Source organism: Nocardia sp. NPDC051832, from assembly GCF_040681285.1.
Taxonomy (GTDB): domain Bacteria; phylum Actinomycetota; class Actinomycetes; order Mycobacteriales; family Mycobacteriaceae; genus Nocardia.
The window spans coordinates 123,616-141,824 of the sequence record NZ_JBFAYL010000004.1 but is presented as its reverse complement, the minus strand read 5'-3'; the positions used below and the strand labels follow the sequence as shown (position 1 = coordinate 141,824).

The following is an 18,209-nucleotide window of genomic DNA, read 5'->3' as shown; positions in this document are numbered from 1 at the left end:
TCCTTACTGCTCGAGGTCGGCGAGATGCTGGGCGGCCAGGTAGCCGAACACCATGGCGGGGCCGATGGTGGCGCCCGCACCCGCGTAGCTGTTGCCCATGACGGCGGCCGAATTGTTGCCCGCCGCATAGAGTCCCGGGATCACGGCGCCGTCGGCGCGCAGCACCCGGGAGTGTTCGTCGGTGACCAGTCCGCCCTTGGTGCCCAGGTCGCCGGGCACCATCTCGACCGCGTAGAACGGGCCCTGATCGATCGGCGCGAGACAGGGATTCGGCCGCACGGTGGGATCGCCGTAGTACTGGTCGTAGGCGGACTCGCCGCGGCGGAAGTCCTCGTCGCGGCCGGCGCGGGCGAATCCGTTGAAACGCTGGACCGTCGCGGTCAGCTTGTCGGCGGGCACACCGATCAGGCCGGCCAGCTCTTCGAGGGTGTCGGCTTGTTTGATGATGCCCGCGTCGAAATACTTCTGCGGGATAGGCCGTTTCGGGAAGGTGCCGAGGAACAGATACCGGTCCCGGAAACGCTGATCCATGATGAAGTGCGCGGGCACGTGCCCGACGCCGGTGGCGTGCCGCTCGTACATGGTGTGCACCACGTCGACGTAACTGGCCGATTCGTTGGTGAAGCGTTCACCAGCGTCGTTGACCATGATCCCGCCAGGCTGGGAGCGTTCGGCCAGGCAGAAGAACGGCGGACCGTCCGGGTTTCGCACCGAGGGGCCCCACCACGCGTCGTCCATCAAATCCAGTGCCGCACCGGCGGACTCACCCGCGCGAATACCTTCGCCGACATTCTCGACCGCGCCGACGGTCCAGTCGGTGCTGACCGGCCCGGTGAAGTACTGCTGACGCATCTCGAGGTTGTGCTCGAAGCCGCCCGCCGCCAGCACGACGCCGCGCCGCGCGCGGATCTCGATCGGCTTGCCGTCCCGTTCCGCCCGCACGCCGGCCACCGCGCCCTCGGCGATGATCAGTTCCAACAGGGGCGTATTCAGCCACACCGGCACGCCTTCGTCGCGCAACGCCAGCCACAACCGCGCCACCAGCGCCTTGCCCAGGCTCAGCGGAATCCGCCCGCGCAGCCGGTTGGCGACCGCCTTCGCGCCGACCCGGATCGCGGTGCGCTTGCCCTTCCAGGTCCGCCCGATCATGTTCAGATCATGAAAATCGCTGACCGTGAACGCGATTCCCTTCGGGCCCGACATGGTCGGCTGATTGATCAGCGCCAGATCCGTGCCGAGCAACCGGCCGTCGACGATCGCCGGTTCGATGCTGCGGCCCTGGGCGAGTCCACCGGGCTTCTCCGGGTGGTAGTCGGAATAGCCACGGTCGTAGACGAATTGCAGATGCGAGGTGCGGGCCTGAAGATAGGTCATCATGCGCGGGCCATGGTCCAGGAACGCGTCCTGCTTGACCTGCGGAACCCGATCGCCCACCACCTCTTTCAGGTAGACCCGGGCCAGATCGGGGCTGTCCGGCACGCCTTCGCGCACCAGCACCGGATTGTTCGGGATCCACACACCGCCACCGGACCGCGCGGTGGAACCGCCGAACTTGGCGCTCTTCTCGATCACCACCACCGACAGCCCGCGATAGGCGGCGGTGAGTGCGGCGGTCAGTCCCGCCGCGCCCGAACCCACTACGACAACGTCGAATTCCATCGAAGTCCCCTCGCTCAGTAACCGGCGCCGGTCAGCATGCCGCCGTCCACGACGACCTCGGTGCCGGTGCAATAGCCGGCGGCGTCCGAGGCCAGGAACACGACGGCCTCGGTCACCTCGGCAGGCTGTCCCCAGCGCGAAATCGGCAGTCCGGCAAAGAATGTGCTGCCGTCGACGCCGGAGCCGGCGGCTTCGGTCATCGGTGTGGCGATACCGCCCGGATGCACCGAGTTGACCCGGATGCCGTGCTTGCCCAGCTCCCGCGCCGCCGACTTGGTCACCCCGCGAATCGCGAACTTGCTCGCGCTGTACGCGGACAGACCGGCCGCCCCGACGAAGCCCTCGACCGAGGAGATGTTGACGACGGATCCGCCGCCGGACTCGGTCAGCGCCGCCGTGGCCGACTTGATCCCGAGCCACGTGCCGGTCACGTTGACGTTCAGGATGGTCGTGAAATCCCGCACCGACATGTCGGCGATGGACTGGAAGCGCAGGATCCCGGCATTGTTGACCAGCACGTCCAGTCGCCCGAACCGCCCTTGCGCCTCGGTAACCGCTGCCGCCCAATCGGTTTCGCTCGTCACGTCGTGATGCAGATAGTGGCAGGCGGGCCCGAGTTCGGCCGCCAGCTCCTTGCCCGCCTCGTCGAGGACGTCACCGAACACCACCCGCGCGCCCTCGGCGACGAACCGCCGCACGTGCTCGGCGCCCATACCGCGCGCGCCACCGGTGATCAACGCGACCTTGCCTGCGAGTCGACCCGCTCGATCCTGATCCATGGTTCGAACGCTAAGTCCGGGGCCGTGGTACGAGCCGGTGCAGTCTCAACTACCGAGACACCGGTCTGACCTCTATTCGAGGATCCGAAATATCACTACTAGGCATATGCCGTTCGAGTCGGTGCCCGGGCTGGTCCCAGCCACCGAGACATGCCGCTGACCACTCATCAGGCCTCAGCGATATTTCTACTAGGCATATACAGACTTGGAGGCAATGCATGAAGTTCTCGATGATCTTCGAGGCGCAGATGACCAACCCTTCGGCCGATCACGAACGCCAGGTGTTGCGTGATTGTGTCGAGCAGGCGGTGCTGGCCGAGGAGATGGGCTTCGACACCGTGTGGGCCGTCGAGCACCACGGGCTGAAGTGGTACGCGCATATGAGCGCCCCGGAGATCTTTCTGACCTGGGTCGCCGCGCAGACCTCCCGGATCCGGATCGGGCACGGCGTGGTGTGCATGCCGTTCAACTTCAACCATCCGGTGCGCGCCGCCGAACGCGCGGCCATGCTCGACGTGCTCTCCAACGGGCGGGTCAACCTCGGCGCGGGCCGTGGGGCCACCCCGCAGGAGACCTCCATGTGCGGTGTCGACCCCGACCGCACCTACCAGGAGGTCGAGGAGTCGCTGCGCATCATCGGCAAGGCGTGGCAGGACCCGGAGGGCGAATTCGAGTGGCACGGTGAGCTGCTCGACATCGACCCGCATCCGCTGCTGCCGCGTCCGGTGCAGCTGCCGCACCCACCGCTGTTCATGGCGTGCACCAAGAAGGACACCCTGAAACTGGCGGCCGACTACGGCATCGGCGCGCTGGTGCTGGGCTTCGCGGGCATCGAGGAGATCGCCGACCTGCGCCGCACCTACGACCAGGCCATCGCCGAACGGACCGGGGAGAAGTTCGTCTCCACCGTCGTCAACGATCATTTCGCGGCGCTGTGCCCGACCATCGTGCTCGACGATCGGGAGAAGGCTCAGCAGATCGGCGCGCGGGGCCAGCGCTTCTTCGCACAGTCGATCAAGCACTGGTACGGCGCGGGCCCCGTCCCGGACGAGGCCGTGGACGCGAGCGTCGACGAGGTGGCGGGCATCAAGAAGGCCGCCGAGGAGCATCTGGCCTACCTGCACGAGGCGAAGATTCCGGTAAAGCCCGGCGCCACTTCGGTATTCAACGTGGAGCACGCCTACGGCAGCCCCGAGGACGCCATCGCCTACGTGGAGCGGCTGCAAGCGGCCGGCGCGGACGAGATCCTGTGCCTGATCCAGATGGGCACCGTGCCGCAGGAAGCGTGCCTCGAGACCATCCGGCATTGGGGCGAGAAGGTCATCCCGCACTTCCGCAAGCAGTAACCCAGCACTCTCGACAAGGATCCGAAATGACCGATCTCACTGGCAAAGTCGCCCTCATCACCGGCGCCGCGCGCGGCCAGGGCGAGGCCGAAGCCCGTCTGTTCGTCGCCCAGGGCGCGCGCGTCGTGCTTACCGACGTGCTGGAAGCCGAGGGTAGTGCGGTCGCCGAATCCCTCGGCGACGCAGCCCGTTTCGTCCGCCACGACGTCAGCAGCGCCGAGGACTGGGCGAGTGCGGTGCGCACCGCCGTCGAGGAGTTCGGCGGCCTGCACGCTCTGGTCAACAACGCCGCCATCTATACCGCCAAGCCGCTGACCGAGACCAGTGCCGAAGAGCTGGAACGCATCCTGCGCGTCAACGTGATCGGCTCGTTCCTCGGTATCCAGGCCGTGGTCGGACCGATGGCGCAGGGCGGCGGCAGCATCGTCAATATCTCCTCGCAGGCGGGTTTGCAGGGCTTGCAAGGGCATGCCGCCTACGGCGCGTCCAAATGGGCGCTGCGCGGCCTCACCAAGACCGCCGCCCTCGAACTCGGGCCTGCGGGTATTCGCGTCAACTCGGTCCATCCCGGACCGATCCTGACGCCGATGATCGGCCATCTCGGCCTCGGCGCGGGCCCCGGCAGCTTCCCGACCCTCCCGCTGGGCCGGGTCGGTCTGCCCGACGAGGTCGGCTCGCTGGTGGCATTCCTGGCGTCCGATCAGGCCGCCTTCATCACCGGCGCGGAACTCGCCATCGACGGCGGCCTCTCCGCCGGTCCCTTCCTTCCGCCGGGCATGCAGCCCTAACCGCTACCCATCTGCCAACATCAGAAGTCAGGAGACGGCGATGCCGTTGAAGCCAGAGGCGCGGGCGATCGTCGACGCGGCCAACGCGTCGTTCCCGAAGCTCGGCACCGAGGTGCTCGATGCGGCGGAGGCGCGGCGCATGCTCGCCGCCCGGCCGGCCGCCGCGATCGAGCCGATACCGGTCCGCAAGGTCGAGGAACGCCTGGTCCCCGGACCCGAAGGCGCACCGCCGGTCCGGGTCCGCATCTATCACCCGGCGGGCGCGACCGGCGAACTGCCCGCCGTGGTCTTCTACCACGGCGGCGGTTTCACCATTTGCAGCCTCGATTCCCACGACCAGCTGTGCCGCGCCATGGCCAATGGCGTCGGCGCGATCGTCGTCTCGGTCGACTACCGCCAAGCTCCCGAGCACCGCTTCCCGGCTGCCGCGGAGGACGCCTACGCCGTGCTGTGCTGGGTAGCCGAACTCAAAGCATCCCTCGGCGGCGACCCCACCCGGATCGCGGTCGCGGGCGACAGCTCCGGCGGCAACCTCGCCGCGGTAACCACCCTGATGTCCCGTGACCGCAACGGCCCGGCCATCGCCTGCCAACTCCTCATCTATCCCATGCTCGACCCAGCCTGCGACACCGCCTCCTACCACGACAACGCGCACGGCTACTTCGTCACTGCCGACCATTTGCGCTGGTACTGGCAGCAGTACCTCGGTCCGGACGCCGCCACCGCCAACCCCTACGTCGCGCCCCCGCAGGCCACCGACCTCTCCGGCCTCCCCCCGGCCCACATCGTCACCGCCGAGTACGACCCACTCCGCGACGAAGGCGAAGCCTACGGCGCACGCCTGCGCGCGGCAGGCGTCGACACCGAGATCCTCCGCTACGACGGCGAGTTCCACGGCTTCTTCAGCATGGCCGACCACCTCCCGGACGCGAAAGAGGCTGCGGCCGCGGCATATTCCGCGCTTCGCCGAGCGTTGAGCTGTTAGGACCGGAAGCGCTGTGTTGGCCCGCGGTCTGTCAGGTGGACGCCGGTTTCTGGGCAACCGTGATGACGTACAGCCCGCCGCGTAGGCGTTCGGTCTCGACGCCATCGGTCAACTCGGCGAGGTCTTCCCACGGGCGGCGCTCCACGTCGCCGAGTACGGTCGCTCTACTCATCGTCTGGATGAACGGCCGCAGCCGGCGAAGGCGTTGTGGCAGATGGCCTTCCGAGATGACGATCCGCCCTCCGGGTGCGAGCCGTGCCCAGGCTTGGCGCAAGGCCGCCCGCGGATCCGGGATGATGGCGTAAGAGAGTCCGAAGAAGACCCCGTCCATGTGGTCGAATGCGGTCGGGTTCATCGCGTCGTCCTCGACCAGGGTGACATTGCGCCAGCCGCGCTTCTCGGCGAGCTGCCGCGCTCTGGCGAGCATTCCCGGCGAGATGTCGACGCCGATGACAGTGCCTTCGGGGCCGACTGCTGTCGCCAGCATCCCGAGATGAGCCCCACTGCCACAGCCGATTTCGACAACCGTCTGGCCTGGTTGCAACTTCAGGCGCTGTACCGCGCGTCGGCGCATGCTCGGAGTAACCGACATCGACGCCATGAAGAATTGATAGAACGGTGCGATCCGATCGTAACGTCGCCGCACGCCGTCATTGTTGTTTTCCGGCCACCCTGCCCCCATCGGCCGATCCTACCGAGAGCCCAATCTGTACGAAGCGGAATGGGATTCGCTCAGGGGCGGGATCTCATACCGTCGAGAAGGAGAATGTCGGTGTCGGGAGCCGCAGCGTCAGTTACGACGACCTCGTGGTGCGCGGCCCCGACGGCTGGCGCATTGCCCATCGTAAGCTTACGGCGCACCGTAAACCACTGGGGGCCTGAAGGTCTGGGCCGATCAGCTGGCGCCGACCCGGCGTCGGCGGTGCGGCGGTCTGCCATTGCGAGTGGGTGGTGGGCGGATGCCGGCCAGGACCGGGGCCACGCCCATTTCCGTGAGGAGATCCGCGGTGGATTTCGGCGCGCCCTTGGCGCAGGCCCGATCGTAGGAGCGATCGATCAGGTCGATGAGCGCTCGTTCGCAGCGGCTTGTGTAAGTCACCTGCCAGGTGGGTCGGGCGAATTCCCAATAGTCGCGGCCGGGTTTGCCTTCGAACACGCTTTCCAGGGCGATCTCCAGATCCCAGGTCGGCAAACCGACGCGCTGGCTGGTCAGCCAAGACAGGAAAAGCAGGTGCATGTACTGGAATTGGCGTTTCTCCGGGAAAGCGCTGGCCGAGGCCATCGGCAGCCCGCCCCAGCAGGCCATCAGGACCGGGTCGCTCATCGACAGTTCGCGCAATTCCTGATGCCGCCGCCGATGTTCCTCGATCCGGGCCGCTCGCAATTCCTTGAGTTGCAAACGCGATTGCACGATGATTCCGACGAGCGCAAAAATACCGACCAGCGCGGCCAAAGCCTGCCCCAGATCGCCGATCTCCGCCCACCCCATTGTTGGCTCCCCAATTCCGTTCCGCCCCTGGATTTCAGGATACGCGCGGAACCGGAAACGTCACGGAACGCGACAGAGCGCCCCCTGCCGGCGGCAAGGGGCGCTCCGAGCATGCGCCTAGCCCTGTGTCAGGGCGTGGCTGGCGCCGCGGTGCAGGGGGACGGGATCGGTCTTCTTGGCATTGTCCTTGACGATACCCTTGGCCGCCGAGTTCGCCTGCTCCAGTTGGGGTTTGCGATCGAAGACGGTCTTGGCGAGCACGCAGGCCAGGTTGGCGTCGAGGTCGTCGCGGACCAGCAGGACATTCGGGACGACGATGGTCTTGGCGTCGGCCGTCATCCCGTAGGTGGCGGCGGGGATGGTGCCTTCCTCGTAGACGGGGCTGATCTTCTGCATCGCGGTGTTCAAGGCGGCGATGTCGAGGAACTGGACCTGGTCGCGGGCGGAGGTGAACAGATCGGTGATGCCCGGGGTGGGCAGGCCGCCGGAGAAGAACATGGCGTCGATGGAGCCGTCCTTCATGCCGTCCACGGTCTTGGTGAGATCGAGGCGCTGGGCGGAGATGTCACTATCGGGGTTCAGGCCCGCGGCCTGCAGCACCCGGTTGGCGATCACCTCGGTGCCGGATTTCGGCGACCCGGTGGAGATGCGCTTACCGCGCATGTCGGCGACCGAGTTGATATTGGCGCCCTTGCGCACGACCACCTGGGTGTAGTTGGGGTACAACCGCGTAAGCGCTTGCACCGGTTGCTTTTTCCCGTCGAAGCTGCCGGTGCCCAGCACCGCGTCGGCGGCGGAGTCGGCCAGCGAGAACGCGACCTGGTAGGTGCCGGCGACCAGCTGCTGAATGTTCTGCACGGAGGCGCCGGTTTCCGCGGCGGTGGCCTTCACCGTGCCGTTGGTGGCCTGCGAGATCTGGTCGGCGTAGGCGTTTCCGAGCGCGAAGTACACGCCGGTGGCGTTGCCCGTGGCGATGCCGACCCGAGTCTCCTGGTGCACTTCGCAATTCACCTCCCCGCCGGCATCGGTCTTCGGCGCGTCGCGGCGACCACCGCAGCCGGTGAGTAGTCCGGCCGACAGCACCGCGACGCCGAGCACCGCGATCACCCCCGCCGCTCTCGGCCTAACGAAACCCTTTGCGACTGCGCTCATGTCGTCCTCCTTCGTGACAGGGCAGTGACCCCGACGGCCGCGACCACCGCGACCAGCCCGGCGATGATCGCACCGGGCTCCAGGTACAGCAGCGTAAGCCCACCGAGAGCGGCGAGCACGCGGGCGGGCGTCCCGGCCGGGCCGACGCCCAGAATCCAGCCGCCGGTCGCGATGGAAAGCGCGGCCACGGCCAGGCAGGCGACCACCGTCGTCCACAGCACGCCGACCAAAGACCCACGGCCCAACAGGGATTCGCCGTTCGCGGTCATCACGAACACCACCGGCACCACGAACGCGGGCAAGGCGTATTTCAGCGTCTGCCACATCGTCGGGACCGTCTTGCCGCCGGTGATCGCGGCCGCGCCGACCGCGGCGAGTGCGGTCGGCGGCGTCACCTCCGACAGCACGGAGTAGTAGAAGACGAACATCGCGGCCGCCGGCGCGGGTACGTCCAGTTCCAACAGCGCGGGTCCGATGATGGCCCAGCCGATGATGAACGACGCCGTCACCGGCACCGCCAGCCCGAGCATCGCCAGCGCGATCGCCGCGAAAATGACCGTGAGCAACAGGATTACGGTGTGATTGTCCGAGACCGCGCCGGCCGCTTTCACCAGCAGGGCGGCCAGCTGGGCGCCGAGACCGGTCTTGGTGGTCATCGCGGTGATGACGCCCGCGGAGGTACACACCGCGACCACCGGGAGCGCCGAACGCACACCGGAGCTGAGCGCGTTGAAGACCTGTCGCGGTGACCGCGCGCGTTCCCGAGTCTTGGCATCCAGGAACGCCAGCACGAACGCGAGGGCTGTCGCGTACACCACCGACTTGGTGGCACTGACGCCCGCAAGCAGCAGGACCACGATCACGATCAGGGACAGGAAATGGTAGCCGAAGCGGCCCAGCAGGCGCCAGACCGACGTGGTCGCGATTTCCACCGGACGCGTGCCCAGTCGCCGCGCGTCGATCTCGACGGCGAGCAGAATTCCCAAGTAGTACAACAACGTCGGGATCAGCGCCCAGCCGAGCACGGTCACGTAGGAGACATCGAGGTATTCGGCGACGATGAATGCCGCCACACCCAGCGTCGGCGGCGACAGGATCGCGCCGACGCCCGCCGCGGCCAGCATGCCGCCCGCCTGCTCCGGCGGGTACCCGGCCTTGCGCAGGATCGGCCAGGTCACCGCGCCGACGCTGACCGCGGTGGCCGTTCCCGATCCGGAGACGGTGCCGAGCAGGAACCCGGAGGCGACGGTGGTGCGTCCGGCCGCGGTCCGGGAGCGCCGGAACGCCGAGACCGACAGATCGACGAAGAACTGTGCGGCGCCGGAGAATTCGAGGACCGCGCCGTAGAGGGTGAACAGCACGATGTAGGTGGCGGCGACATCGAGCGGCGTGCCGAAGAATCCGCTCGCCGAGTTGTAGAGCGCGTCGATGATCTGCGCGTAGTCCAGTCCGGCATGGGCGATGTCCCAGTGCTGGGGCATCAGTCCGCCGTAGTAGCCGTAGGCGACGAACACCACGCAGACCAGGGGCAGCACCCAGCCGGTGGTCCGGCGGCAGGCTTCCAGCACGAGCACCAGCAGAATGGCGCCCATGGCGATGTCGACCGGATCGAACAGCGCTTGCCGATCCAGGAAGTCGTCGTAACCGCCACCGCCGGAACCGATCTGGATCGGCAGTACCGGGTAGAGGCAGACCAGCAGGGTGAGGGCGGCCAGCGCCCAGTCCAGCGGCCCGGGACCGGATTCCCGGTCCAGCCAACGGATTCCGGAGCGGTAGGCGAGGAAGATCAGCGGCAGGGTGCCCGCCAGGAACACCACGAGGTAGTACTGGCTGCCCTGTGGTAGCGGACGGAACACCTGCCACAGCGCCAGCAGCGCCACCGCGAACGCGGCGGCGGCGACGATCCACTCCGGCAACCCCGTCAACGTCCGGGCCGGGCGCTCTTCGTCGTCGACCTCGATCGCCTGCGGGAGTTGCCTTGGCTCGTCCGGCAATTCGACGCGGGTGGTTTCGAACTTCCCCGGTTCGACCTGCTCGGCCTCGGTCTTTTCCGGTTCGGCCGGGGGTAGCGGCCGTTGCTCAGCGGACGGCTCGCCCCCCGATTGAGCGTCCTGCGAGTCCAACATGGCGCGACGATATCAACGCACTAGGTCAAGATCACAGAGTTTTGAAACATGTGGGCCCGAACATTAACTATTCCTTAGGTGTGGGGATGCCCACACTTCGCTCGGACTCCGTTGCGCCCCAGCGGGCGAGCATTGCCCCGGGGGTGACTCCGCCCATCGCGACCGTCGTCCGGACCAGATGCGATTGATCGGCGAAGCCGGTCCGCGCGGCCACCTCGGCGGCCGGGCGGAACGGTAGCTGAACGACTGCCTCACGCAGCCGATGCCAGCGCCGCAGCGTGCTCAGCGAGCTGCCCATCGCCTCGGCGCCGAGCTGCCGTAACCGCCTGGGCGACACCCCGACTCGCGCGGCCAGATCCGCTGCCGGGTAGCCGGCGTCGAGCAGGTCGAGCGCTCGGCGCAACCGCGGGTCCAGCGGCGGGGTGGCGCCGAGCGTCCGGTGCACGGCCGCCCGCAGCCGATCCGGTTCGAGCTCGGTCCCCAGCCCGGTCAGCAGCCGTGCGACCTGGGTGTCGTCCAGCGCGTGCACACCCGCCGGACCGGACAACCGATGCGGGTCGATCCACAGCGAGACATACCCCGCCGGATAACTGAACGTGCGAAAGACGCCGGGCGAGACCAGGATTCCGGGCCCGGTGACGGCTCCGCCGGTGTCCGCGCGCGCCCGCACCGGCGCGCCCGCGGACAGCACGAGCTGCCAGGCCGGATGCCGGAAACCCTTCGGCTGCGCGGCGGCATTGTCGGCGATGCAGGCGAACTCAGCGCCTACCGCGACGAACGCGGCATTGCCGTTTCGTTCAATACGCCAGGAGCGCGCCTGCTCGACCATGAATCCATGGTTGCACCCGCATCCGACTCCGCCTAGCGCGTCGCTCAGTGACGTTGACCTCGTGAAAGGCTTGACGATGAGACTCCCGAAATCCGCGCATACGGCGTTGCCGTGGCGCGTCCACGAGATCGCCGATGATTTCCTCATCGAGGACGTGTGGGCCTTGCCGACACCGGGCGGCCCCGGCGACCTGCCGGACTTGGTGGCCTGGTTCGCCTCCGACGACGGCGACGCCGAACCGCCGGCCGTCTACCGCACGCTGTTCGCAATCCGCTGGAAGCTCGGCGCCCTACTGGGCCTGGATGCCGAGAAATCCGGTGTGGGCAAACGCGTCCCCACCGTGCGCAACCGCCTACCCGCCGACCTGCGCGACGGCCCCCGCGGCCCCGACCTGTCCACAGTGCCATTCACCTCGGTCTACCTCACCGACACCGAATGGGTCGCCGAAATGGGCAACCGAACCGTGCACGGCCTCATGCACATCGGCTGGGTCCCAGACGGCACCGGCGGCTACCACGGCCAAATGACCGTACTAACCAAACCAAACGGCCTCTTCGGCAAGCTCTACATGGCCGCAATCCTGCCCTTCCGCTACGCCTTGGTCTACCCCGCCCTGATGGCGATGATCAAGCGCGGCTGGGCAGCCCGCGACAGCGCCCGCCCACACCCGTAAGCCAGGCCTCGTGCCGAAATGCGATCGCCGAGCTCGGCCGTGTAGCCGCGCGCAGCGCTGTGGCGGAGCTGGTTACAGCGCTGCGCGCGAGTACACCCGTGCGACGGCCGCTGTGTGGTGGCGGCCGGGCCTGTACGGCGGTGAACGGCCGCCACAGTCACGTAGCACAACACGTACGTGGGACCTGACCGAGCACGCACTCGGCGTTCGCCTCGGTCAGGTCCCGCTTATCGGCAGTCGGCGAGTACACCCGTGCGAGGGCCGCTGTGTGGTGGCGGCTAGGTCTGTGCGGTGGTGAACTGCCGCCACTCACGTTGGCACGCACAAGAATTACGTGGGCTCTGACCGCGTATGCACTCGGTGCTCGCCTCTGTCAAGGTCTCGTCTGTCGGGTGTATGCGGCCGCGCGCAGCGCTGTGGTGGAGCTGGTTACAGGGCTGCGCGCGAGTACACCCGTGCGACGGCCGCTGTGTGGTGGCGGTTGGGTCTGTGTGGCGGTGAACGGCCGCCCCGCACTCACCTCTGCACGCACAAGACCTACGTGGGACCTGGCCGAGCGTGCACTCGGTGTTTGCCTTGGTCAGGTCCCGCTTATCGGTTGTCGGCGAGGGCGGTGAGGGCGCGGTCGACGTCGGATTCGGTGTTGTAGAGGTGGAAGGAGAAGCGGAGGCCGCCGGCGCGGGCGGAGGTGAGGATTTGGGCTTGTTCGAGGCGAGGGGCGGCGTCGCCGGCGCCTGGGACGGTGACGATTGCCGAGGATTGTTGGAGGGGCTGGTAGCCGAGGTCGATGACGGCGGTGCGGAAGCGATCGGCGAGGGTGAGGTTGTGTGTGTTGATTTTTTCCACGGTTAGTTCGTCGAGGAGTTCCAGGCCGGCGAGCGCGACGACCACGCCCAGGAAGTCGGGCGTCTGATCGAAACGCCTTGTGGTGGTGGGCAATGCGACCGGGTTGTACAGCTCGGCCCAGCGGTCTTCCGCCGCATACCAGCCCGGTCCGACTGGCAGCATGCCCTCGATGGCCTCGGGGGCGGCCGCGAAGAACGCGACACTGCGCGTCCCGATCAGCCATTTGAAGCTGGCGCAGACCCAGTAGTCCGCATCGGCGAAACGGAGCGGGACCCAGCCCGCCGCCTGCGTCGCGTCCAGCAGCAGCTTCGCGTCGTTGGCCCGGGTTACCGTACGCAACAACGCCGTATCGGTGATCCGGCCGTCGGACGACTGCACCACGCTCACCGCGACCAATGCCGTTTCCGGCCGCACCTCCGTGGCGAGGCTCTCCAACGGCACCGTGCGCACCACGAGATCGCCACGGAACAGGAACGGCATCGTCACCGAGGAGAATTCGCCCTCGGCGACAAGCACTTCCGCACCGGCCGGGAGCGCGGCGGCGACCTGACCGATGAGCGCGGAGGCGGTGTTGCTGATCGCGATGTCGTCGGGCTGCGCTCCCACCAGCAGTCGCGCGAAGGCCGCCCGGATCTCGGGCACCAGATGCTCGTGCACCATCGGCGATCCACGCCCCTGCAACCATCGATCTTGGACGTCCCGCAACGCGGTGAACGCTCGGGCGGGCGCGATCCCGTGCGAAGCGGTATTCAGATAGACGGTCTCCGGGGCATATTCATCAGGCGCTAGGGACATGCTTCCAGCCTGAACCCGCCCCACCGACCCGTCCAGCGCCACCGCTGCCAAACTGGACCGATCTTCGGCCACCCGGCAATGCCATTAACCGCCCACTCGGCATCCAGCCAGCCGCCATCTTGTCGGTGGCCATCCTGTCGGCGGCCATGTGGTCAGCGCCATTTCGGCGATCCGGTCAGCCAATCAACCCCGCGCGCCTCGGTCACGCACTCGGCCCACTGCAGGCGGCCCGTCCAGCGCCACCGCTGCCTGGAGCGTCTTCGGCCATCCGGCAACGCCATTAACCGGCCACTCGGCATTCAGCCAGCCGCCATCCCGTCAGCGGCCCATCCTGTCGGCGGTGATCCTGTCAGTGGCGGTCCCGTCGACGGCCATGTGGTCAGCGCCATTTCGGCGATCCGGTCAGCCGGTCAACCCCGCGCGCGCCTCGGTCACGCACTCGGCCCACTGCCGGTCTCCGAGTTCGGTGACACCGGTGTCGGTCATGAAGGCGCTGGATACGATCACCTCGGGGGCGAGGCGGCCGATTCGCTCCAGGCTGGACACCAGGGTGTCGCGGTCGCTGTGGCCCTCCAGGTAGCCGGCCCACCAGCCGTCCTTGCCGAGCACCAGGGTGTCGCCGGTGAACAGGTGGCGGCGGCCGGAGATGGTCGCCAGATAGCAGGCGCTGCCTGGGGTATGGCCGGGCGTCGGAATCACTTCCAGTCCGCTGATCGCGAAGTGCCGGGTGTCGAAGGCGTCGTCGACGGGGGTCTGGGTGACCTCGTCGGCGTCGGCCTTGTGAATGTGCAGCTGTGCTCCGAAGCGCTCGCGGACGGTGGCCAGCGACGAGGCGACCTCGTCGCGATGGCTCAGATACTGGTGTGCGACGCCGCCCAGTTCGGCGATGTGATCGAACTCGTGCTCGTGGGTGGTGTTGTAGAACAACACGTTTCCCTCGGGCGAGGTCCACAGATAGGCGTTGGTGTTCAACCCGGGGAACGGGCTCAGCGTCTCGGTCTGCCAGAGGTCAGCGGAAATCTGCTTCATGACGTGCTCCTACCGGTCCCAGCCATCCGGTGCGAGACCGGAGCTCGTGGTCTCGATGCTGTCGGTACCGAGCCTAGTCCGGTCCAGGAAACAGGTCAGTCGGTTCTGGCGGTCGCCCACCTGTTCGTCAGCAGCTGGAAGCTCGGTGTGTCCGCGAGCGCCTGCGACGATTCATAGATGCGCTGATAGCTGGTGGCGGCGATACGCCAGCGGCCGTCGGCGTCGAGCCGGTAGCTGTCGGTGTAGTAGCCGGAACCGCGAATCAGGACGCCGTACTCGGTGGCGATCACCGTGTCTTCGAAAAGCCAGGAGCCGGTCGCGGTTTCGCCGTCGACCTGGATCTCGGGATGGTTCGCGACATGCGTGGTGTTGACCGCCGGGCCCAGATTCTGCCGCATGAAATCGGTGATCGCCGCGCGCCCGTCGAAAACCAGGGCTTTGCCGAGAGCGTGGGTGCCGTAACGACCTTCGGCGTCCTCGGCGAGCGTGTCGGCGAACTCGTCCCAGTCCTTCAGGTCGAGCGTGCGGAAGTAGCGGTACTTCAGCTGGCGGATGGCTTCCAGGGCGGCGAGATCCATCCGCCCAGGCTCGCACGCGTCCTGGGCCGGGACAACCACTCTGCCAGCGCGGTTCCGGTGGTCAGGACGGGATCTGGACGAGTGCGTATCCGGTGTGCTGGGTGCCGGCGTCGGCGATGCGCTCGCCGTCCGGGCCCCAGCCGCCGCTGCCGCCCCGGCATTCGCCCACCTGATTGCTGCCGGTGACATTGGCCAGGACGACGTAGAGCCCGTTCTCCCGCGCCCGGACCGGATAGACCCGCTCGAACGAGTCGTTGTCCACATCGAGCACCGAGCTCGCCAAATAGGCCTGGCAGCCATCGGCTTTCGCGCGCTCGGCGATCTCGGGGAAGCGGTTGTCGTAGCAGGTGGCCAGGGCGAACCAGATACCGTCGAGCTCGAATCGGCCGTCCCGGTCGCCGGCCGCGAAGACCTCGTCCTCCGGGCTGTACAGATGCCGCTTGTCGTAGCGGGCCAGCAGCTCGCCCGCCGGTCCGATCACGAGCGAGGTGATGGCCGGCCGCCCGCGGCCGGTGACCACCGCCGCGTTGACCACGGCCGCCGCGCCGGCGGCGCGGCAGGCCGCGCGAACCGGATCCAGTCGCGGATCCTCCTGCGCCAGCCAGAGATTCGGCTCGGCACGGATCTGGTCCGGCACGTATCCCGGCACCGCCAGCTCGGGAAAGACGACCACCCGGGCGCCGGCCGACCGGATCAAGGTCGCCATGGTCTCGACATTGCGGGTGATCGCACCGGGAATGGGAGCGAACTGCGCTGCTGCGACGATCATGCGCCAATCCTCACCCGTCGGCCGCCGCACCGCTCAGTGGGTGTGCGGTGCCGACCCGCCGTGCTGCGGAACCGGTTGCGCCGCGCCTGGTTTCACCAGCCGATAGCGCAGCATCATGTCATGGTCCTCGTGATCGCCGAGATGACAGTGCCAGACATAGCCGCGCAACGGATTTCCGTGCTTGTCGGCGCCGAACTCGCGATCCGGGTCGAAGCCGAGCTCGGCCTCGGTCGGGAAACGCATCAGCACCTTGGTGACCTGGAACGGCGGGCAGTGCACCGTGTCCTTCCAGCCGGCCTCGTACGGTCGCGGACCCGACATCTCGCCCACCAGAAAGGGTTCCGCGTCCGGAGTCCACCTGGTGTGCGGCGGCGGGCTCGGATGGGCCAGCTTGTAGCCGGGGACGTTGTACAGCTGCCGCCCCAGGATCTGGAACTGCACCAGGTGGATGTGCACCGTGTGCGGAGTCTCGGTGACGTTCACCAGATTCCACTGCTCGACCGCACCCTCCTCGGGCAGCTCGATATCCGCGGAGTCGAACATCAGATTGTTGATGTTGAAGTACAAGAACGGCGGTTTCGCCTCCACCGGCTCGTTCAGGGTGGCGGTGCGCACCCGGGTCACCGCGCCGCGATCGATCGGCACGATGGCCGGGGGCCGATCGGGTCCGCCGCGCAAAGTCGCGGGCACCGGTCCGGTGAACGCCGGCCGGTCGTCGACAGCGAACTGCATGATGTTCGGGATCAGCCGCGAACCCGACAGCTGGGAAAACGCGTTGATCTGAGCATCATTGCGCAATTCCACCCGATCACCCGGCCGCAGCCCGGAGAAATCCGCCAGCAGGTCGTAGCGTTCGCCCGCGCCGATCGGCAAGCTCGTCACCTGCCGCGGCGCATCGAGCAACCCGCCGTCGCCGCCGATGACCCAGAACGGCATGCGGTTGGCGAAGAACAGGCGGTAGTCATCCATCGCCGACGCGTTGACCATCCGAAACCGGTAAAGTCCCCGGCCGACAGTGAGTTTCGGCCATGCCTTGCCGTTGACGCACATGACGTCACCGCTGAACCCGCCGCCCCAGAAGTTGCGCGGCAGCACGGCCGACAGGTGAAAGCGCATTTCGCCGTTCGGATAGAACAGCCGGTCCTGCAGGATGAGCGGAATCTCGAACTCGCCGCTGGGCAGCCCGAGCGGATTGTCCGGCGCGCCGGTGTCGAATTCATCGCGCACCCAATACATTCCGGCCAAGCCCGCATACATGTTCAGGCGGGTCAGGCCCATGGCGTGATCGTGGTACCAGAGCGTGGTCGCGGGCAGATCGTTGTTGAAGTCGTAGCCGCCGGACTGCCCCGGGGTGAACGTGTCGTACGGATGCCCGTCGCTGCCGGGCTCGTTCGGCGCGCCGTGCAGATGCACCACGATCTTCGGCCGCGTCAGATCGCTGTGCTCGGATCCGTGGATATCCAGGTCGATGTCACCGGCCAGCAGGTGCTCGCCGAGCTCGTTGGCGAACACCGTGTGCGGCGCGGACTTTCCGGATCGCACCTCGAGGGTGGGCCCGAGATGCGGGAGCCCGTCGTAACCCCAGGATCGAGCGGACGGTAGATCGCGATGGAAGACATGCCGCCCCTCGCGCACCGGAATGGTCCCGCCGAGCCCGCGCTTCGGCGGGATCGGCAACTCGTCGACGTACGGGGTCAACGGCGGCGACCGGTGGATCAGCGGGACGCCGGGAATCGCCGGCGGCCAGGGAATGTCTTCGGCCCGCGCCGAGGGGAGCGCGACCGCGAAGGGCGCGGCCAGCGCCGCCCGGAGCAAGGTGCGGCGGGGGAGTGCGGTCCGCGCCGGGCGTTCGGATCGGGGCGGCATAACGAGACACTTCCTGGACGCACGTACAAGACTGTGCGAGCCTATCCGCCGCTGCCGCGCGATAGCGACCCGGACATCCGCTGCGCCACCGAGCGAGCGTCAGGTGAATAGCAGATGAATAGTTGCTGTCGACCACCTCGGATGCCTCGGCGCCGGCAGCGCCCCGGGGTACTCGCGAACTGGGCGCGGCCCACGCGTCCGAGTTCCGCCCACGCCGAGGAGACCGCCGTGACCCAGAGTCCAGCCACCGGCAGCCGCACCAACGACCCCACCCTCGACCAAGACATGGCCTTACGCGTCGCCGCCCGCCGACTGGCGGAAGAGTTCGACGCCATCGCCGACGAGGCCGTCATCGAAGGCATGCTGAACGCCGCGTACCACCACCTGGTCGCCGACGCCACCCTCGACAACTTCCTCCCGCTGCTGGCCGAACGCTTCACCCGTGAGTGGTTGCGCGCTGCCGCCGGTGATCGGAGGGTGTCCGCCACTCGCTGAACCGC

Annotated in this window: 17 protein-coding genes; 5 read left to right on the top strand and 12 right to left on the bottom strand. The window is 67.6% G+C overall.

Annotated features, from left to right (window positions below; genetic code table 11):
• Positions 1-3: 3 nt before the first annotated feature.
• Both kstD and AB0M14_RS26270 read right to left on the bottom strand, forming a co-directional pair.
• Positions 4-1,659: a 3-oxosteroid 1-dehydrogenase gene (kstD, locus tag AB0M14_RS26275; RefSeq protein WP_364999344.1), complete on the bottom strand. Its 1,656-nt coding sequence runs from the start codon at positions 1,657-1,659 to the stop codon at positions 4-6.
• 14 nt (positions 1,660-1,673) lie between these two features.
• Positions 1,674-2,438 (bottom strand): glucose 1-dehydrogenase, encoded by a 765-nt coding sequence (locus AB0M14_RS26270; RefSeq protein WP_364999342.1) that lies wholly within the window; start codon positions 2,436-2,438, stop codon positions 1,674-1,676.
• Positions 2,439-2,656: 218 nt separating this feature from the next.
• On the opposite strand from AB0M14_RS26270, the gene AB0M14_RS26265 reads away from it, so the two are divergent.
• From AB0M14_RS26265 to AB0M14_RS26255, 3 genes are read left to right on the top strand one after another with little or no spacing between them, the layout of a single operon-like run.
• Positions 2,657-3,784 (top strand): LLM class flavin-dependent oxidoreductase, encoded by a 1,128-nt coding sequence (locus tag AB0M14_RS26265; RefSeq protein WP_364999340.1) that lies wholly within the window; start codon positions 2,657-2,659, stop codon positions 3,782-3,784.
• 26 nt (positions 3,785-3,810) lie between these two features.
• Positions 3,811-4,572 (top strand): glucose 1-dehydrogenase, encoded by a 762-nt coding sequence (locus AB0M14_RS26260; protein WP_364999338.1) that lies wholly within the window; start codon positions 3,811-3,813, stop codon positions 4,570-4,572.
• A 40-nt stretch (positions 4,573-4,612) separates the two neighbouring features.
• A complete protein-coding gene (locus AB0M14_RS26255) occupies positions 4,613-5,557 on the top strand; it encodes an alpha/beta hydrolase (protein ID WP_364999336.1) in 945 nt (314 codons plus the stop codon).
• Between the two features lie 31 nt (positions 5,558-5,588).
• On the opposite strand, the gene AB0M14_RS26250 is transcribed toward AB0M14_RS26255, so the two are convergent.
• From AB0M14_RS26250 to AB0M14_RS26230, 5 genes are all read right to left on the bottom strand, one after another.
• The gene (locus tag AB0M14_RS26250) at positions 5,589-6,203 is read right to left on the bottom strand and encodes a methyltransferase domain-containing protein (RefSeq protein WP_364999335.1); all 615 of its coding nucleotides are present in this window, start codon (positions 6,201-6,203) and stop codon (positions 5,589-5,591) included.
• 249 nt (positions 6,204-6,452) lie between these two features.
• The gene (locus tag AB0M14_RS26245) at positions 6,453-7,010 is read right to left on the bottom strand and encodes a DUF6082 family protein (RefSeq protein ID WP_364999334.1); all 558 of its coding nucleotides are present in this window, start codon (positions 7,008-7,010) and stop codon (positions 6,453-6,455) included.
• A 153-nt stretch (positions 7,011-7,163) separates the two neighbouring features.
• Positions 7,164-8,198, bottom strand: coding sequence for a TAXI family TRAP transporter solute-binding subunit (locus AB0M14_RS26240; RefSeq protein ID WP_364999332.1), 1,035 nt, complete (start codon positions 8,196-8,198; stop codon positions 7,164-7,166).
• On the bottom strand, positions 8,195-10,324 hold the full coding sequence (locus tag AB0M14_RS26235) for a TRAP transporter fused permease subunit (protein WP_364999330.1): 2,130 nt from the start codon (positions 10,322-10,324) through the stop codon (positions 8,195-8,197). The genes AB0M14_RS26240 and AB0M14_RS26235 overlap by 4 nt, the downstream gene beginning before the upstream one ends.
• A gap of 67 nt (positions 10,325-10,391) precedes the next feature.
• On the bottom strand, positions 10,392-11,153 hold the full coding sequence (locus AB0M14_RS26230) for an AraC family transcriptional regulator (protein ID WP_364999328.1): 762 nt from the start codon (positions 11,151-11,153) through the stop codon (positions 10,392-10,394).
• Between the two features lie 76 nt (positions 11,154-11,229).
• Here AB0M14_RS26230 and AB0M14_RS26225 point away from each other — a divergent pair, with 76 nt between their 5' ends.
• Positions 11,230-11,826 carry a DUF2867 domain-containing protein gene (locus AB0M14_RS26225; RefSeq protein WP_364999327.1) on the top strand — a complete coding sequence of 199 codons (597 nt, stop codon included), beginning with the start codon at positions 11,230-11,232 and terminating at the stop codon, positions 11,824-11,826.
• A 591-nt stretch (positions 11,827-12,417) separates the two neighbouring features.
• Here the strand turns inward: AB0M14_RS26225 and AB0M14_RS26220 are convergent.
• From AB0M14_RS26220 to AB0M14_RS26200, 5 genes are all read right to left on the bottom strand, one after another.
• A complete protein-coding gene (locus AB0M14_RS26220; RefSeq protein ID WP_364999326.1) occupies positions 12,418-13,467 on the bottom strand; it encodes an aminotransferase class V-fold PLP-dependent enzyme in 1,050 nt (349 codons plus the stop codon).
• Positions 13,468-13,869: 402 nt separating this feature from the next.
• On the bottom strand, positions 13,870-14,496 hold the full coding sequence (locus tag AB0M14_RS26215) for an MBL fold metallo-hydrolase (protein ID WP_364999325.1): 627 nt from the start codon (positions 14,494-14,496) through the stop codon (positions 13,870-13,872).
• A 95-nt stretch (positions 14,497-14,591) separates the two neighbouring features.
• Positions 14,592-15,074, bottom strand: a complete 483-nt coding sequence (locus tag AB0M14_RS26210; RefSeq protein WP_364999324.1) for a nuclear transport factor 2 family protein — start codon at positions 15,072-15,074, stop codon at positions 14,592-14,594.
• Between the two features lie 61 nt (positions 15,075-15,135).
• The gene (locus tag AB0M14_RS26205) at positions 15,136-15,843 is read right to left on the bottom strand and encodes a carbon-nitrogen hydrolase family protein (RefSeq protein WP_364999322.1); all 708 of its coding nucleotides are present in this window, start codon (positions 15,841-15,843) and stop codon (positions 15,136-15,138) included.
• Positions 15,844-15,876: 33 nt separating this feature from the next.
• Positions 15,877-17,709: a multicopper oxidase domain-containing protein gene (locus tag AB0M14_RS26200; RefSeq protein WP_364999320.1), complete on the bottom strand. Its 1,833-nt coding sequence runs from the start codon at positions 17,707-17,709 to the stop codon at positions 15,877-15,879.
• Positions 17,710-17,937: 228 nt separating this feature from the next.
• On the opposite strand from AB0M14_RS26200, the gene AB0M14_RS26195 reads away from it, so the two are divergent.
• Complete coding sequence (locus AB0M14_RS26195) at positions 17,938-18,204, top strand: three-helix bundle dimerization domain-containing protein (RefSeq protein ID WP_364999318.1); 267 nt, start codon at positions 17,938-17,940, stop codon at positions 18,202-18,204.
• The last annotated feature ends 5 nt before the right edge of the window (positions 18,205-18,209 follow it).

Bases quoted from the DNA above. Each gene is read 5' to 3' on its own strand.
- kstD (WP_364999344.1), bottom strand. From the start codon at position 1,659: ATGGAATTCGACGTTGTCGTAGTGGGTTCGGGCGCGGCGGGACTGACC.
- AB0M14_RS26220 (WP_364999326.1), bottom strand. From the start codon at position 13,467: ATGTCCCTAGCGCCTGATGAATATGCCCCGGAGACCGTCTATCTGAAT.
- AB0M14_RS26225 (WP_364999327.1), top strand. From the start codon at position 11,230: ATGAGACTCCCGAAATCCGCGCATACGGCGTTGCCGTGGCGCGTCCAC.
- AB0M14_RS26240 (WP_364999332.1), bottom strand. From the start codon at position 8,198: ATGAGCGCAGTCGCAAAGGGTTTCGTTAGGCCGAGAGCGGCGGGGGTG.
- AB0M14_RS26235 (WP_364999330.1), bottom strand. From the start codon at position 10,324: ATGTTGGACTCGCAGGACGCTCAATCGGGGGGCGAGCCGTCCGCTGAG.
- AB0M14_RS26270 (WP_364999342.1), bottom strand. From the start codon at position 2,438: ATGGATCAGGATCGAGCGGGTCGACTCGCAGGCAAGGTCGCGTTGATC.
- AB0M14_RS26265 (WP_364999340.1), top strand. From the start codon at position 2,657: ATGAAGTTCTCGATGATCTTCGAGGCGCAGATGACCAACCCTTCGGCC.
- AB0M14_RS26205 (WP_364999322.1), bottom strand. From the start codon at position 15,843: ATGATCGTCGCAGCAGCGCAGTTCGCTCCCATTCCCGGTGCGATCACC.
- AB0M14_RS26200 (WP_364999320.1), bottom strand. From the start codon at position 17,709: ATGCCGCCCCGATCCGAACGCCCGGCGCGGACCGCACTCCCCCGCCGC.
- AB0M14_RS26215 (WP_364999325.1), bottom strand. From the start codon at position 14,496: ATGAAGCAGATTTCCGCTGACCTCTGGCAGACCGAGACGCTGAGCCCG.
- AB0M14_RS26210 (WP_364999324.1), bottom strand. From the start codon at position 15,074: ATGGATCTCGCCGCCCTGGAAGCCATCCGCCAGCTGAAGTACCGCTAC.
- AB0M14_RS26260 (WP_364999338.1), top strand. From the start codon at position 3,811: ATGACCGATCTCACTGGCAAAGTCGCCCTCATCACCGGCGCCGCGCGC.
- AB0M14_RS26255 (WP_364999336.1), top strand. From the start codon at position 4,613: ATGCCGTTGAAGCCAGAGGCGCGGGCGATCGTCGACGCGGCCAACGCG.
- AB0M14_RS26230 (WP_364999328.1), bottom strand. From the start codon at position 11,153: ATGGTCGAGCAGGCGCGCTCCTGGCGTATTGAACGAAACGGCAATGCC.